Source organism: Nocardiopsis sp. Huas11 (assembly GCF_003634495.1).
In the GTDB taxonomy this organism is placed as follows: domain Bacteria; phylum Actinomycetota; class Actinomycetes; order Streptosporangiales; family Streptosporangiaceae; genus Nocardiopsis.
This window is the reverse complement of the sequence record NZ_RBKY01000001.1, coordinates 478,635-493,693: the sequence shown is the minus strand read 5'-3', so window position 1 is coordinate 493,693 and position 15,059 is coordinate 478,635. Positions and strand designations below refer to the sequence as shown.

Below are 15,059 nucleotides of genomic sequence, written 5' to 3'. Positions count from 1 at the left end.
ATGAGTACACACTTGGGCGGCGCCCCGAGCAGGGGCGCCGGACTGCGCCGCGGCGCCTCCGGGGCCGCGGGACTGGCCAGGCGGCTGGACTGGACGCTCATCATCGCGGCGGCGGCGCTGTGCGCGATCGGCTCGCTCTTGGTGTGGTCGGCCACCCTGCCCGGCGACGGCGGCAGCCCGTGGGCCTCCACCGACCACGTGCGCCGCCACCTGCTGCACACGGCGGTGGCGTGGGTGGTCTGCCTGGTGGTGGCCTCCGTGGACTACCGGACCGTGCGCGCCTACGCGCCCCTGGTCTACCTGGGCACCCTCGTGGCACTGCTGCTGGTGCTCACCCCGCTGGGCGCGGTCATCAACGGCTCGCGCGGGTGGATCGTCGTCGGCGGCTTCCAGTTCCAGCCGAGCGAGCTGGCCAAGGTCGGCCTGCTCCTGATGCTGGCCTCGATGCTGGGGGAGCCGCGGGACGGTGAGACCAAGCCGATGACCAGGGACGTGCTGTTCTGCCTGGCCCTGCTGGCGGCGCCGCTGCTGCTGGTGATGCTCCAGCCCGACCTGGGCACGGGCCTGGTCCTGGGCGCGGTCTTCCTGGGGATGCTGACCCTGTCGGGCGCCCCGGTGGTGTGGGTGGCGGGCATGCTCGCCAGCGGCGTGGCGGCCGCGTTCTGCGTGTGGTGGTTCGACCTGCTGGAGCCCTACCAGCTGGACCGGATCGCCACGCTGATCGACCCGTCCGCGGATCCGCAGGGCGCGGGGTACAACTCCGCCCAGGCGCTCATCGCGGTGGGGTCGGGCGGCTTCGACGGCACCGGGCTCTTCCAGGGCGAGCAGACGCACGGCCGGTTCGTGCCCGAGCAGCACACGGACTTCATCTTCACGGTGGCGGGGGAGGAACTCGGGTTCATGGGCGCGGGGGCGATCCTGGTGCTCTTCGCCCTGATCGTGTGGCGGATCCTGCGCATCGCCCAGGGCTGCGACCAGCCCTATCCGCGCCTGGTGTGCGTGGGCGTGGCCGCCTGGTTCGCCTTCCAGGCCTTCATCAACATCGGGATGGGGCTGGGCGTCATGCCGGTGACCGGTCTGCCGCTGCCGTTCGTGTCCTACGGCGGTACGGCGATCGTGGCCAACCTGCTCGCGCTGGGCCTGGTCCTCGGTGTGAACTCGCGGGACCGCGGTTTCGAATAGCGTCACCGTTCGCGGGTCGAATAACCTGGTCGCACCCACGTCGCCGTCGACCGAAGGTGCACACCATGCCCGTCGAAAGTCTCTTCCCGCGACTGGAGCCGCTGCTCTCCCAGGTGGGCAAGCCCATCCAGTACGTCGGGGGCGAACTGAACTCCGTCGTCAAGGACTGGGACACGGCAAAGGTGCGCTGGGCGCTCATGTACCCGGACGCCTACGAGGTCGGTGTGCCCAACCAGGGCGTCCAGATCCTGTACGAGGTCCTCAACGAGCGCGAGGGCGTGCTGGCCGAGCGGTGCTACGCCGTGTGGCCGGACATGGAGAAGCTCATGCGCGAGAACGGGGTGCCGCACTTCACCGTGGACGCGCACCGCCCGCTCGCCGCCTTCGACGTGCTCGGACTGAGCTTCGCGAGCGAGATGGGCTACACGAACATGCTCACGGCGCTCGACCTGGCGGGGATCCCGCTGCGCTCGGCCGACCGCACCGGCGAGCACCCGATCGTGCTGGCCGGCGGGCACTCCGTGTTCAACCCCGAGCCGATCGCGGACTTCCTGGACGCGGTCGTGCTGGGCGACGGCGAGGAGATCACCCTCGCCATCACCGAGATCATCCGGGAGTTCAAGGACGAGGGCGAACCGGGCGGACGCGACGGTCTGCTGCTGCGCCTGGCCGCGACCGGCGGCGTGTACGTGCCCCGCTTCTTCGACGTGGACTACCACGAGGACGGCCGGATCGCCGCCTACCGACCCAACCGGCCCGGGGTGCCCCCGGTGGTGCAGAAGCACACCGTGATGGACCTCGACCAGTGGCCCTACCCCAAGAAGCCGATCGTGCCCACGGCCGAGTCGGTGCACGAGCGCTACAGCGTGGAGATCTTCCGCGGGTGCACCCGCGGCTGCCGGTTCTGTCAGGCCGGCATGATCACGCGGCCGGTGCGCGAGCGCAACCAGGAGACCGTCACCAAGATGGTCGAGGAGGGGGTGAAGGCCTCCGGGTTCCAGGAGGTGGGCCTGCTCTCGCTCTCCAGCGCCGACCACAGCGAGATCGGCGCCATCGCCAAGGGCCTCGCCGACCGCTACGAGGGCACCAACACGGGCCTGTCGCTGCCGTCCACGCGCGTGGACGCCTTCAACATCGACCTGGCCAACGAGCTGACCCGCAACGGGCGCCGGTCCGGGCTGACCTTCGCGCCCGAGGGCGGCAGCGAGCGGATGCGGCGGGTGATCAACAAGATGGTCACCGAGGAGGACCTCATCCGTACCGTCACCGCGGCCTACGCGGCGGGGTGGCGCCAGGTGAAGCTGTACTTCATGTGCGGGCTGCCGACCGAGGAGGACGAGGACGTCCTGGCCATCGCGGACCTGGCCACCGAGGTCATCCGGACCGGCCGCGAGGTGACCGGGCGCAAGGACATCCGGTGCACCGTGTCCATCGGCGGGTTCGTACCCAAGCCGCAGACACCGTTCCAGTGGGCGGGGCAGACCTCGCACGAGGACGTCGACGCCCGGCTGCGCAAGCTCCGCGACCGGCTGCGGGGGGACCGCAAGTACGGCAAGTCGATCGGTCTGCGCTACCACGAGGGGCGCCCCTCGATCATCGAGGGCCTGCTGTCCCGCGGCGACCGCAGGGTCGGCCGCGTGGTGGAGGAGGCGTGGCGCGCCGGCGGGCGCTTCGACGGCTGGAGCGAGCACTTCTCCTTCGACCGCTGGGCCAAGGCCGCCGAGGCCGGGCTGGGGGAGACCGGCGTGGACCTGGACTGGTTCACCACACGCGACCGGGACGAGGACGAGGTCCTGCCCTGGGACCACCTCGACGCCGGGCTCGACCGGTCGTGGCTGTGGCAGGACTGGCAGGACTCGCTGCACGGCGAGGAGTCGCTGGAGGTCGACGACTGCCGCTGGAACCCCTGCTATGACTGCGGCGTGTGCCCGAGCATGGGGACGGAGATCCAGATCAACGCCCCGGCCGAGGGCCGCCCGAGCCTGCCCCTGACCGTGCTCTGAGACACGGCCTCGCTCGCGCGGGGGAGGCGGTTCACCCGTAGGGGGGACGTCCTCCCCCCGGTGAGGGGACGACGCTGAGGTGCCCGAACAACGCGCCCCGGAGGTCCCCTTGCCGCTCGTCCCCGCCGCTTCCGTGCCGGAACGTCCCCGGGAGCCTGCGCGGGCGCCGCGGCGAACCCGTCGGTCCACGTGGCGGGGCCGGTGGCCCCGCTGGGTGCCGTACGCCGCGGCGGTCTGGGGGGTGGTCTACGCCTGCGTCCTGTTCGCCTGGACGGCGGCGGGAACACGGATCCCCCTCGGCCCGAACGTCACTCTGCCGGTGTGGGTCCCGATCACCCTGGCCGGGCTGGCCCTCCTGTCGGCGGGGGCGTGCCTGTTCAGCGCCCACCGCGACCGCACGGGCCGTGCGGCCGGCGCCGGTCCGGTGCCGGCCGTGGTCTCGGCGGTCCTGGTCGTGACGGCCGGGGCCCTCGTCCTGGCGACCTTCGGAGCCCCGATGGTCGTCGTGTCGATGGTCGCGGGGACCCTGTTCGAGTCGGGCCCGGTCGGCCCGGCGCACCTGCTGCTCACCGTCGTCGGAGCCGGACTGCTGCTGCCCGCCGCACTGGCGCACGTGCGTCGGAGCGGCGGGCGGTGTCCGCGCTGCGGGCGGGCCCACCGGGGCCGCACGGACGGGCCCCTGGCCCACCCGGAACCGTCGAGGGCGTCGGCGCGGGTCCGGGTCGCGGTCCTCGTGGCGATGTCCGGCATCCTGCCGTGGGCCGGCGCGAAGGTGGGCTGGTCACTGGGCTGGGACGTCTTCGGTGTCTCCGCGCGCGCCTGGCACGAGTCCAGTACCGAGGGTGAGGGCCTCGCGCAGGCACTCGCGGCGGTCGGTATCGACATCACCGTGCTGGCGGCACTGCTCGTGTGCGTGCTCATGCTCGGCCTGACCCATGCCTGGGGCCAGGCGTTCCCCCGGTGGACACCGTTCCTGGCCGGGAAGCGGGTGCCGCGCGTGCTGCCGCTCGCCCCCGCCCTGCTGACCGGCGTCACACTCACCCTGTACGGGCTCGTGCTCGCCGTCCTCGCGGCGGCGTACCTCCTGGGGATCGTGGACACCCCGGAACCGGCCGCGCCGTTCACCGACGCGCTGGGGAGCACCCTGATGATCGGTTCGGGCGGGCTCGCCTTCGGCGGTCTGGGCGTGGGCCTCCTGGTCGCCGGCGTTTCCTACACGCGCCGGACGCGGCCGGTCTGTGCCGTGGCCCTGAGGACGACGGGGGCATGAGCCCAGGGCGCGTGCCGAGGGCACCCGCCCTGGGACGCCGCGCTACACGGACGTGTGCTCGCCGTGGTCGTCGGGCATCAGGGCGCGCAGCTCCGGGGGTAGGACGGGCCGGCGCGACCCGGTGACGTGCTCGGCGAGGGCGTCGAGGTCGGCGAGCTCGGTCGCGTCGAGACCGATCTCCAGGGCGGCGGTGTTCTCCGCCAGTCGCTCGGCGCGCTTGGTGCCGGGGATGGGCACCGCGGCGACCCCGGCGCCGCGCGCGCGGTGGACCACCCACGCCAGCGCGATCTGGGCGGGCGTGGCGCCGTGCACGTCGGCGATCCGTCGCATCGGCGCCAGCAGGGCCGCGTTGTGCTCCGCGTTGCCCTCGGCGAACCAGGGGTAGGCGCCGCGGGCCGGGCCGGCGTCGGCCGCCGAGGTGATGGCGCCGGTGAGGAGGCCGCGGCCCAGCGGCGAGTAGGGCACGAAGCCGATGCCCAGCTCGGCGCACGCGGGAACGAGGTCGCGTTCGGCGCCCCGCGCGAACAGCGACCACTCGCTCTGGACGGCGGCGACCGGGTGCACGGCGTGCGCCGCGCGCAGCTGCCGGGCGCTGACGTTGGACAGGCCCAGGTGCGCGACCTTGCCCGCGGCGACCAGTTCGGCCATCGCCGCCACCGTCTCTTCCACGGGGACGGCGGGGTCGGGGACGTGCTGGTAGTAGAGGTCGATGCGGTCGGTGCCCAGGCGTCGCAGACTGGCGTCGCAGGCCTGGTGCACGTAGGCGGCGTCGCCCCTGACACCGGTGGGCTCACCGGTCGTGCGGTCGAAGACGCCGCCGAACTTCGTGGCGAGGACGACCTCGTCGCGGCCGAACCGGGCGAGGGCGTCGGCGATGAGGCGTTCGTTGGCGCCGAGTGCGTAGGCGTCGGAGGTGTCCCACATCCGCACGCCGAGGTCGAGGGCGCGGCCGAGCAGGTCCAGGGCGTCGTCGTGGTCGGGCGGGGTGTCGTAGGACTCGCTCAGGCCCATGCAGCCGAGTCCGAGTTCGCTGGTGGTGAGTCCGGTACTGCCCAGGGCGATGTCGCGCACGGCGCCGGATCCCTTCCGGGTCGATGAAGCGGGACAATCGTCCCGCTTGCGTGCAAGATATGGGATGGACATCCCGGTTGTCGAGGGAAGCGGTGGCGCGAGGGTTCTGGCCTGGGAGGACGCCGCGCCGGCGGTGGAAGGGCCGGGGCGGGACAGGTGAAAGGGGGACCGAACCGACACGGTTCGGAGGCGGTGGCGATAGGATGCGCGGCCTCGGGTGCTCCGCTCCGGGTTTCTCGACCCGGTCCTGCTCGACCCTGCGTGGGGGAGCCCGGGGAGGAAAGGTACGGCCCGGCGCCCCGCTCGCGCCGGGCCGTACGTGTAATAGGACTCGCGGGGTTCGCGAGGGGTTGCCATGGGTTCAGGATTTTCTTCGGATTTTTTTCCGGAGCCCTCGTGTTCTGGTGGTCGAGACGGGTGCGGGTTCCGGCCGGACCCCTCGAGGACTTTTCGATCGCAGGTCAGTGGGGGAGATACCGGTAAGCGCCGCTCTGCTGGCGCATCCGCACCGCAGCGCACCGTACGCTGATCACGACGAGGAACCGCCCCTTCAGGTCGCTCCGCCGGCCGCTCACAGGGGGCATGAGGAAAGGAGCTGAGCTGCCCCCCGCATCCGAGGGCACCACCTCACCCTCCACCGCCCGACCCGGACAACGGCTTCGCGTCCGCTACGCCAAGCGCGGACGCATGAGATTCGCCAGCCACCGCGACATCGCCCGGGCGCTGGAGCGCGCCCTGCGAAGGGCGGATGTGCCGGTCGCTTTCTCCGAGGGCTTCTCACCGCATCCGAAGGTCTCCTACACCGGCGCGGCCCCCACGGGAGTCGCCAGCGAGGCGGAGTACCTGGAACTGACGCTGGCCGAGAGGTGCTCACCCGAGCGGGTCGGGGCCGACATCGACGCCGCCATGCCGGACGGTATCGACATCATCGAGGTCGTCGAGGCGCGCGGGCCGGGACTGGCCGACCGCCTCCAGGCCTCGGAATGGCTGGTGGAGCTCCCCGGCGTCGGCCACGACGAAGCGGCCGAGGCGGTGGCGGCCTTCCTGGCCGCCGAGAGCGTCGAGGTGGAACGCCTGACGAAGAAGGGCCTTCGCCGGTTCGACGCGCGACAGGCCGTGGTCCGCGCCGACGTGGGTGGCGCGACCGACGGGCGTGCCCCAGGGGAACAACCCGCGACATATGCCATACTTCGATTGGTTGTTCGGCACACGACACCTGCCGTGCGACCAGACGACGTGCTGACGGGTCTTCGCCACGTGGCTGACCTGGCGCCGCCGTCATCTCCGATGATGACCAGGCTGGCGCAGGGACCACTGGACGAGACGACGGGTGCGATCGCTGACCCGCTCACCGCGGACCGGCCCACGGCTCACATGATGAGCACCGGCCTCGCGGCGAATCACGCTGACGAGCGGAGCGAGAACGCACCACAGCCGTCATCGCCCATGACGGGACCGCACTGATGGGCGGCCCCAAGGCGGGGACCATGGGCGAAACCACAGAACTTCGGCCCGGAGGCGCACACGTGCCCCCGGCGCCGACACAGCGACGACAGTTCTCGTGAGCCGTGCCGCCGACCGAGAGGTCGCGCCGTGCCCGAGAACTCTGACGGGAGACCGCCCGGATGCTCGACCACGAGCCCAACGACGGTGCCGAAGGCACCACGGGTACAACTGAAACAACCGAATCCACGGCGGCGACGCCTCCCCAGGGGGAGGACGGAGTGCGCGTGACCACCGGCGCGCCCGTAAAGGGCGCTCGCCGTGCCGCGGGACCACCCCCCGAACCCGACGACGCCCCGGCCGTCACCGCCCCCACCCGACCCGTCACGACACTCGCGGGCACCGGTGAGGTCGGCACGGTCAAGACGTCCGTGAAGACCACCACCGCGCGCCGGAGGACCGTCAGGCCCGCCGGTAGCCCGGAGGAGGCGCCGCCTCCCGCTCCGGTGACCGCCCGCAAGGCGGCGCCCGCGGCCGAGCAGCAGGCGCCCGAGGCGGAGCAGGCGCCCGCGGCCGAGCAGCAGGCCCCCGCGGCCGAGGAGCGCCCCGCGCGCACCCGCGCCCGCACCAGGACCCGTACCAAGGCCACGGAGACGCGGACCGAAGCGCCTCGCGTCGAGACGCCTCCCGCCGAGGCCCCCCGCGCCGAGGCCCGCCGCACCGCACGTCGCCCCGTGGAGGAGCCCGCCGCCGAAGAGAGCGAGGAGCGCGCCGACGAGACCGGTGGCGGCTCGCTCTTCCAGCCGCCCGGCATGCTCTTCCAGCCGCCCGTCGCCTCCAAGGCCGCGCCCGTCGTCGAGACGGTCCGGGACGAGGACGACGACGAGGTCGAGGAGGAGGACGAGGCGGAGGAGACCGGCGCCGAGCAGTCGGGCGCCGCCGACACCGCCGAGGAGCGCTCCAGCCGCCGTCGCCGCCGTCGCGGCGGCCGTGGCCGCGGCCGTTCGCGCGGTGGCGACGAGGGCGAGGACGAGGCGAACGAGCCTGCGCCCTCCGCTGTCGAGCGCAAGGCCAAGACCAAGGACAAGCAGCCCGTCGAGCCCGCCGCCGAGACCGGGGCCGAGGAGGAGCGGTTCGTCGAGGACGAGTCCGACTCCGAGCGGGGCAGCCGCCGTCGGCGCCGTCGGCGTCGCCGGGCCGGCACCGGTGGCGAGACCACCCACGACGACCCGCCGAACACCGTGGTCAGGGTGCGCGAGCCGCGCCAGGAGAAGCCGATCGAGGACGAGGTCCAGGCGGTGCGCGGATCCACGCGCCTGGAGGCCAAGAAGCAGCGCCGCCGCGAGGGCCGCGAGCAGGGCCGCCGCCGCGCTCCCATCGTCACCGAGTCGGAGTTCCTGGCCCGCCGCGAGGCGGTCAAGCGCGACCTGGTCATCCGCCGCAACGGCGACCGTACCCAGATCGCGGTGCTGGAGGACGACGTCCTCGTCGAGCACTACGTCGACCGCGCCACCCACCGCTCCTACGTCGGCAACGTCTACCTGGGCCGGGTCCAGAACGTGCTGCCGTCGATGGAGGCGGCCTTCGTCGACATCGGCAAGGGCCGCAACGCGGTCCTGTATGCGGGCGAGGTCAACTGGGACTCCTTCGGCCTGGACGGCCAGCCCAAGCGCATCGAGTCCGTGCTCAAGTCCGGCCAGTCGGTCCTGGTGCAGGTCACCAAGGACCCGGTCGGCCACAAGGGCGCCCGCCTGACCAGCCAGGTCAGCCTGCCCGGCCGCTACCTCGTGTACGTGCCCGGCGGTTCCATGACCGGCATCAGCCGCAAGCTCCCCGACAAGGAGCGTGCGCGCCTGAAGCAGATCCTCAAGAAGGTGATGCCCTCGGGCGCCGGCGTGATCGTGCGCACGGCCGCGGAGGGTGCCAGCGAGGAGGAGCTGGAGCGCGACATCACGCGCCTGGCCAAGCAGTGGGAGTCCATCAAGCGCAAGTCGAAGTCGGCGAACGCGCCCTCGCTGCTCAACAGCGAGCCCGACCTCACGGTGCGGGTCGTGCGCGATGTCTTCAACGAGGACTTCTCCAGCCTGGTCGTCTCCGGTGAGGACGCCTGGACCACCGTCCACGAGTACGTGGACTACGTGGCGCCCAACCTCGCCGAGCGCCTGTCCCACTGGGACGAGGACCGCGACGTCTACGCCGCGTACCGGATCGACGAACAGATCAACAAGGCCCTCGAGCGCAAGGTGTGGCTGCCCAGCGGCGGTTCGCTGATCATCGACCGCACCGAGGCCATGACCGTGGTCGACGTCAACACCGGCAAGTTCACCGGTCAGGGCGGAAACCTCGAGGAGACCGTCACCAAGAACAACCTGGAGGCGGCCGAGGAGATCGTGCGCCAGCTCCGGCTGCGCGACATCGGCGGCATCATCGTCATCGACTTCATCGACATGGTGCTGGAGTCCAACCGCGACCTCGTGCTGCGCCGGATGCTGGAATGCCTCTCGCGCGACCGCACCAAGCACCAGGTGGCGGAGGTCACTTCCCTGGGCCTGGTGCAGATGACCCGCAAGCGGGTCGGCCAGGGCCTGCTGGAGGCCTTCTCCCACAACTGCGACCACTGCAACGGCCGCGGCCTGGTCCTGGACCTGGACGAGGGCAAGAGCGGCAACGGCGGCCGCAAGAAGAAGAACAAGGGCGACAACAAGGGCGACAAGGGCAAGGCCGAGGTGGAGCAGCAGGCCACCGACCGGGCCGAGCAGGTCGAGCCCGACCCCGCCGACCTGGACGAGGCCGCCGACCGCCCCGAGAAGTCGGACAAGTCCGCTCGGGCCGAGAGGTCCGGCAAGGGCTCGCGCAGGGCGGCCAAGGCGGAGGCCAGGGCCGAAGCCGAGGTCGCGGCCGAGAGCCCGGAGGAGTCCGGCGCCCAGGCGGCGCCCGCCGAGCAGGCCGACGAGGCCGAGCAGGCCGCGCCCGCCAAGAAGACGCGCAAGCGCGCCTCCCGGTCCCGCAAGAGCGCCGAGACGGCGGCCGAGCGGCCCCAGGAGGCCGCGGAGCAGACCGTCCAGGAGCCCGCCACGGAAACGGTGGCGGCCGAGCCCGCGCCCGCCACGGAGGCCCCTGAGGCCCCCGTCGAGGTCGCGCAGGACGCTCCGGCCCAGGAGGAGGCTCCGGCCAAGCGGACCCGCACCAGGCGCGCCACCCGCCGTGCCGGGAGCCCTGCGGCCGAGGGCGGCGAGGGCGAGCAGGCTCCCGACGGCGGCACGGCCGACGACGCGGGCGCCGAGGCGCCCGCGGCCGACGGCGGCGACGAGGAGGCCGCCGAGCGGCCTAAGCGGCGCCGTACCCGTCGGACCAAGACCGCGTCGACCCCGCCCACGGCGGTCGACGCTTCGTAAGGGTTCCAGGGCACCACGCCCGGGTCCGGACCAGGCGCGATCTGGTCCGGACCCGGACACATGTGCCGGTCCGTGGCCGGGCGGTGGTAATCTGGTGGACGGTGCGTTGGCGTGCCATGATCGCGCGCCCCGAGACCGAAGTGCTCTCCACGCAGGGTTTGTTTCCCTCAGATCCCCGCGCCCCGCTACAGGCGATCAGTGGATCGTGGAATGAGGCTTCACTCCACCTCGGTGGTGATGATCCTCCCGGCCATGTCTGGTACGGGCACGGCCGGACCTCGGACCCCGCGAACGCGGACAACGGTCCGGTCCCGCATTTTTTCGTTGAGCGAGCAGGAAGAGAGTGACCCGGTGTACGCGATCGTGCGAGCGGGCGGCCGACAGGAGAAGGTGTCTGTCGATGACGTTCTGAACATCGACAAGGTCTCCCAGGAGACCGGTGCCACCATTACTTGGCAGCCCATCCTCGTCGTTGAGGACGGAAACGTCGTCAGCGACGCCGACAAGCTGAGTGGCTACACGGTCACCGCCGAGATTCTCGGCGAGACCAAGGGCCCCAAGATCAACATCATGAAGTACAAGAACAAGACCGGTTACAAGAAGCGCCAGGGGCACCGCCAGAAGCACACCCAGGTGCGCGTCACCGGCATCGCGGCGAAGTAGGAGGCCTTGGGAAATGGCACACAAGAAGGGCGCTTCGTCCAGCCGTAACGGTCGTGACTCCAACGCCAAGCGCCTCGGCGTGAAGCGCTTCGGCGGTCAGGCCGTGTCGGCCGGCGAGATCCTGATCCGTCAGCGTGGAACCAAGTTCCACCCCGGCGTGAACGTCGGCCGTGGTGGCGACGACACCCTGTTCGCGCTGGTCGCGGGCGAGGTCAAGTTCGCCAACCACCGTGGCCGCAAGGCCGTCAACATCGTCCCGGCCGCCGCCGAGTAGGTTCGCGTACGGACGTTGAGGTGTCGAGGCGGGCCAGGGAACACTGGCCCGCCTCTCGCGTTGTCACTGGGTGACACGCGAGTGAGTGTGGGCCCCGCCGTCGGGCGGGGCCGCAGAGCAAACGGGGAGAGCTATGCCTGACTTCGTCGACGAGGCGGTCTTGCACGTCAAGGCCGGGAACGGCGGGCATGGCTGCGCCTCCGTGCACCGTGAGAAGTTCAAGCCGCTGGGCGGGCCGGACGGCGGCAACGGCGGCCGGGGCGGCGACGTCGTCCTGGAGGTCGACACCCAGACCGCGACGCTGCTGGAGTACCAGCGGCGGCCGCACCGCAACGCCCCCAACGGCACGCCCGGCCAGGGCGGCCACAAGGCCGGGGCCAACGGGCAGGACATGGTGCTGACCGTGCCCGACGGCACGGTGGTCACCCGGGCCGACGGCGAGTTCATCGCCGACCTGGTCGGCCACGGCACCCGCCTGGTGCTGGCCCAGGGCGGCCACGGCGGGCTCGGCAACGCCGCACTGGCCTCCAAGAAGCGCAAGGCCCCCGGGTTCGCGCTCAAGGGCGAGGAGGGCGAGGCCTTCGACATCCGCCTGGAGATGAAGACCATCGCCGACGTCGGACTCGTCGGCTTCCCCAGCGCGGGCAAGTCCTCCCTCATCGCGGCGATGTCCGCGGCGCGGCCCAAGATCGCCGACTACCCCTTCACCACCCTGGTGCCCAACCTGGGCGTGGTGGAGGCGGGCTCGGTCCAGTACGTCATCGCCGACGTGCCCGGGCTCATCCCCGGCGCCAGCGACGGCAAGGGCCTGGGACTGGAGTTCCTGCGCCACATCGAGCGCTGCTCCACCCTGCTGCACGTGCTCGACTGCGCCACCTACGAGCCCGGCCGCGACCCGGTCAGCGACCTGGAGGCCCTGGAGGCCGAACTGGCCGCCTACGGCGAGAAGGCCGGCATCGACCTGTCGGACCGGCCGCGCCTGGTCGTGCTCAACAAGGTGGACGTGCCCGAGGCCCGCGAGCTCGCCGAACTGGTCACGCCCATGCTGACCGAGCGCGGCTACCGCGTGATGGAGGCCTCCGCGGCCTCCCGCGAGGGCCTGCGCGAGCTGTCCTTCGCCCTGGGCGAGCAGGTGGCCGCCGCCCGCGCCGCCACACCGGTCGCCGAGCCCACGCGGATCGTGATCCGGCCCAAGATGATCGGCGAGACGCCCTTCCAGGTCGTGCCGCTGGGCGGCAACGCCTTCCAGGTGCGCGGGGACAAGCCCGCCCGCTGGGTCAACCAGACCGACTTCACCAATGACGAGGCCGTGGGCTACCTGGCCGAGCGGCTCAACCGCCTGGGCATCGAGGAGGAGCTGGCCAAGGCCGGCGCCACCCCGGGGGCCGAGGTGCACATCGGTACGGAGGAGGACTCCGTGGTCTTCGACTGGGACCCCTCCACCGACGCCGAGGTCGTCCCGTCCGGCCCGCGCGGATCCGACGCCCGGCTGGGCTGACCCGCGCGGGGACCGAGGCCGCCCCAGCCGACCCCTCTCTCAGGCACGTGCGCGGCGCCCGACCCCCGGGCGCCGCGCCACTGGACGGAAAGCCGCAGACGGTGCACAGCGCGAAGATCGAACAGCCCGACACCCTGGAGACCACCGGTCGGATGGCGGTGGCGGGCGCACGCCGGATCGTGGTCAAGGTGGGATCGTCGTCCCTGACCACCCCCGACGGCCTCATCGACTCCGGACGCATCCGCGACCTGGTCGAGGTCCTGACGGACCGCCGCGCCCAGGGGCAGGAGGTGATCGTCGTCTCCTCCGGCGCGGTCGCCGCCGGAATGACACCGCTGGGCCTGACACGGCGCCCACGCGACCTCGCCTCGCAGCAGGCCGCGGCGAGCGTCGGCCAGGGGCTGCTCCTGGCCGCCTACACCGCCGAGCTGGCCGAGCGCGGACTGACCGCCGCGCAGGTGCTGCTCACGGTCGAGGACATGATGCGCCGGGTCCAGCACCGCAACGCCCAGCGCACGCTGCGCCGCCTGCTGGACATCGGCGCCGTGCCGATCGTCAACGAGAACGACACCGTGGCCACGCACGAGCTGCGCTTCGGTGACAACGACCGCCTGGCCGCCCTGGTCGCCCACCTCATGAGCGCCGACGCCCTCGTGCTGCTCTCCGACGTCGACGCCCTCTACGACGGCAACCCCGCCTCCCAGGGGACCAGCGTGGTCCACCTGGTGCGCGGGCCGCTGGACCTGGACGGCATCGACATCGGCAGCGCGGGCAAGCGCGGGGTCGGTACCGGCGGCATGGTGACCAAGGTGGACTCGGCGCGCATCGCCACCGAGGCCGGGATCCACACCGTGCTGACCTCGGCCGCCAACGCCCGCTCGGCCCTGGCCGGCGACCGCGTGGGCACGCTGTTCGCGCCCGCCGAGGGCCGGCGGCCCTCCGCTCGCCAGCTGTGGCTGGCACACGCCACCGCGGGCCGCGGGAGCCTGGTCCTTGACCCCGGCGCGGTCACGGCGGTGGTCAGTGAGAAGGCCTCGCTCCTGCCGGCCGGCGTGGTGCGGGTGACGGGCGACTTCAGCGCCGGCGACCCCGTCGACCTGCGCGACGAACAGGGCACCGTGGTGGCGCGCGGCCTGGTCAACTACGACGCCGCCGAGGTGCCCGACCTGATGGGCCGGTCCACGCGCTGGCTCGCCCGCGAGATGGGCCCCTCCTATGAGCGCGAGCTCGTCCACCGCGACGACCTCGTCGTCCTGTAGCGCCGCAGGAACCACTCGGCGGCGATGAGGTTGGGGACCCAGCACAACCAGGCGATCGCCTGGTAGATCTCCAGGAAGTACCGGTCCTCGTCGCCGCCGTACACGGGTTCCAGCAGCGGGAGCAGGAGCACGGTCAAAAGGGGGATGAGGATCCGCAGCGTCACGCCGGCCAGGGTCAGCGCGAACACGCGGACCATCCACTCCCGGCGGTCGTCGTGGCGTCCCTGGCGCACCGCCCGGTACCCGGCCACGGCGAAGGTGAACCACAGCACGGACAGCAGGGCGAAGCCGGCCTGGGAGGCTAGGCCGTGTTTTTTGCAGCATTCCGGGCTCGCGGCCGCCAGGACCGCATCTCGCGGCGCCTCTGCGCTCGTGCAGCACCACCAGGCTGAACTTCGCACATCGGCTTGCGAGAGACGACCTGACGACCGCGAGCTCACCCGAAAGCCTGCAGAAAAACACGGCCTGGCCCGGACGTGCTCAGCAGGGCCACGCCCAGACCGGACACCGCGCCCGGCAGGACCCCGGCGAACAGACCGACCCGGCCGATGACGCGGTGCGCGCCCGAGCGCCGCAGCGCCGGCCAGAACTGCAGGGGCAGGGCGAGCAGCGCGAGCGTGGACGTCGCGACGTGGACGATCAGCAGCGGGTAGTGGAAGGCCACCGCCTCGCGCAGGCCGACCCGGGAGTCGTCGGGGTCCAGCCCCGCGTAGGCGGACACGGCCGGCAGCGCGGTCAACAGGCACAGTACGCTCACGACACCGAGTCCGACCCGGAACCCTCGGGAGCCGGGCCGGGTGGAGGGCGTGGTGGTGGAGGGGGCGTCCATGGGGCTCCGTTCGAGGAGGAGCCGGCGGTCGTGAGCCGCCGGCCGATGTCCCGAGTCTGGCGAACGGGCCGTCGGAGGGCATAGGGGCCGCACCCCGGATCGCGTCGGGCGTTTCCCCGAGGCCGGTGCCAGGGGGCGCCGGAGACCGCCCCGGGGCGCCCTCCGGGCCCGC

12 protein-coding genes are annotated in these 15,059 nt (G+C 72.3%); 9 read left to right on the top strand and 3 right to left on the bottom strand.

What is annotated here, in order from left to right; translation table 11 throughout:
* The 3 genes from rodA (at position 1) to DFP74_RS02190 (ending at position 4,455) form a co-directional block, all read left to right on the top strand.
* Positions 1-1,182, top strand: a complete 1,182-nt coding sequence (gene rodA, locus DFP74_RS02200; RefSeq protein ID WP_121180170.1) for a rod shape-determining protein RodA — start codon at positions 1-3, stop codon at positions 1,180-1,182.
* Positions 1,183-1,247: 65 nt separating this feature from the next.
* The gene (locus DFP74_RS02195; RefSeq protein ID WP_121180169.1) at positions 1,248-3,185 is read left to right on the top strand and encodes a TIGR03960 family B12-binding radical SAM protein; all 1,938 of its coding nucleotides are present in this window, start codon (positions 1,248-1,250) and stop codon (positions 3,183-3,185) included.
* Between the two features lie 214 nt (positions 3,186-3,399).
* A complete protein-coding gene (locus tag DFP74_RS02190) occupies positions 3,400-4,455 on the top strand; it encodes a hypothetical protein (RefSeq protein ID WP_121180168.1) in 1,056 nt (351 codons plus the stop codon).
* Positions 4,456-4,497: 42 nt separating this feature from the next.
* On the opposite strand, the gene DFP74_RS02185 is transcribed toward DFP74_RS02190, so the two are convergent.
* A complete protein-coding gene (locus DFP74_RS02185) occupies positions 4,498-5,526 on the bottom strand; it encodes an aldo/keto reductase (protein ID WP_199725446.1) in 1,029 nt (342 codons plus the stop codon).
* Positions 5,527-6,213: 687 nt separating this feature from the next.
* Between DFP74_RS02185 and DFP74_RS02180 the strand changes: the two genes are divergently transcribed.
* From DFP74_RS02180 to proB, 6 genes are all read left to right on the top strand, one after another.
* Positions 6,214-6,990, top strand: coding sequence for a TIGR03936 family radical SAM-associated protein (locus DFP74_RS02180; protein WP_233570763.1), 777 nt, complete (start codon positions 6,214-6,216; stop codon positions 6,988-6,990).
* A gap of 161 nt (positions 6,991-7,151) precedes the next feature.
* A complete protein-coding gene (locus tag DFP74_RS02175; RefSeq protein ID WP_121180165.1) occupies positions 7,152-10,364 on the top strand; it encodes an Rne/Rng family ribonuclease in 3,213 nt (1,070 codons plus the stop codon).
* Positions 10,365-10,715: 351 nt separating this feature from the next.
* A complete protein-coding gene (gene rplU / locus DFP74_RS02170; RefSeq protein ID WP_121180164.1) occupies positions 10,716-11,027 on the top strand; it encodes a 50S ribosomal protein L21 in 312 nt (103 codons plus the stop codon).
* Between the two features lie 13 nt (positions 11,028-11,040).
* Positions 11,041-11,301: a 50S ribosomal protein L27 gene (gene rpmA / locus DFP74_RS02165; protein ID WP_053618626.1), complete on the top strand. Its 261-nt coding sequence runs from the start codon at positions 11,041-11,043 to the stop codon at positions 11,299-11,301.
* A 133-nt stretch (positions 11,302-11,434) separates the two neighbouring features.
* A complete protein-coding gene (gene obgE / locus DFP74_RS02160; RefSeq protein ID WP_121180163.1) occupies positions 11,435-12,799 on the top strand; it encodes a GTPase ObgE in 1,365 nt (454 codons plus the stop codon).
* 101 nt (positions 12,800-12,900) lie between these two features.
* Positions 12,901-14,058 carry a glutamate 5-kinase gene (gene proB / locus DFP74_RS02155; RefSeq protein ID WP_121180162.1) on the top strand — a complete coding sequence of 386 codons (1,158 nt, stop codon included), beginning with the start codon at positions 12,901-12,903 and terminating at the stop codon, positions 14,056-14,058.
* Here proB and DFP74_RS33420 read toward each other — a convergent pair.
* Together DFP74_RS33420 and DFP74_RS33415 are read right to left on the bottom strand one after the other, a co-directional pair.
* Entirely contained in the window at positions 14,013-14,459 is a 447-nt protein-coding gene (locus tag DFP74_RS33420; protein WP_158612953.1) for a DUF2306 domain-containing protein, read from the bottom strand. The genes proB and DFP74_RS33420 overlap by 46 nt on opposite strands.
* A gap of 35 nt (positions 14,460-14,494) precedes the next feature.
* Positions 14,495-14,887, bottom strand: coding sequence for a DUF2306 domain-containing protein (locus DFP74_RS33415; protein WP_121180161.1), 393 nt, complete (start codon positions 14,885-14,887; stop codon positions 14,495-14,497).
* Positions 14,888-15,059 lie beyond the last annotated feature (172 nt).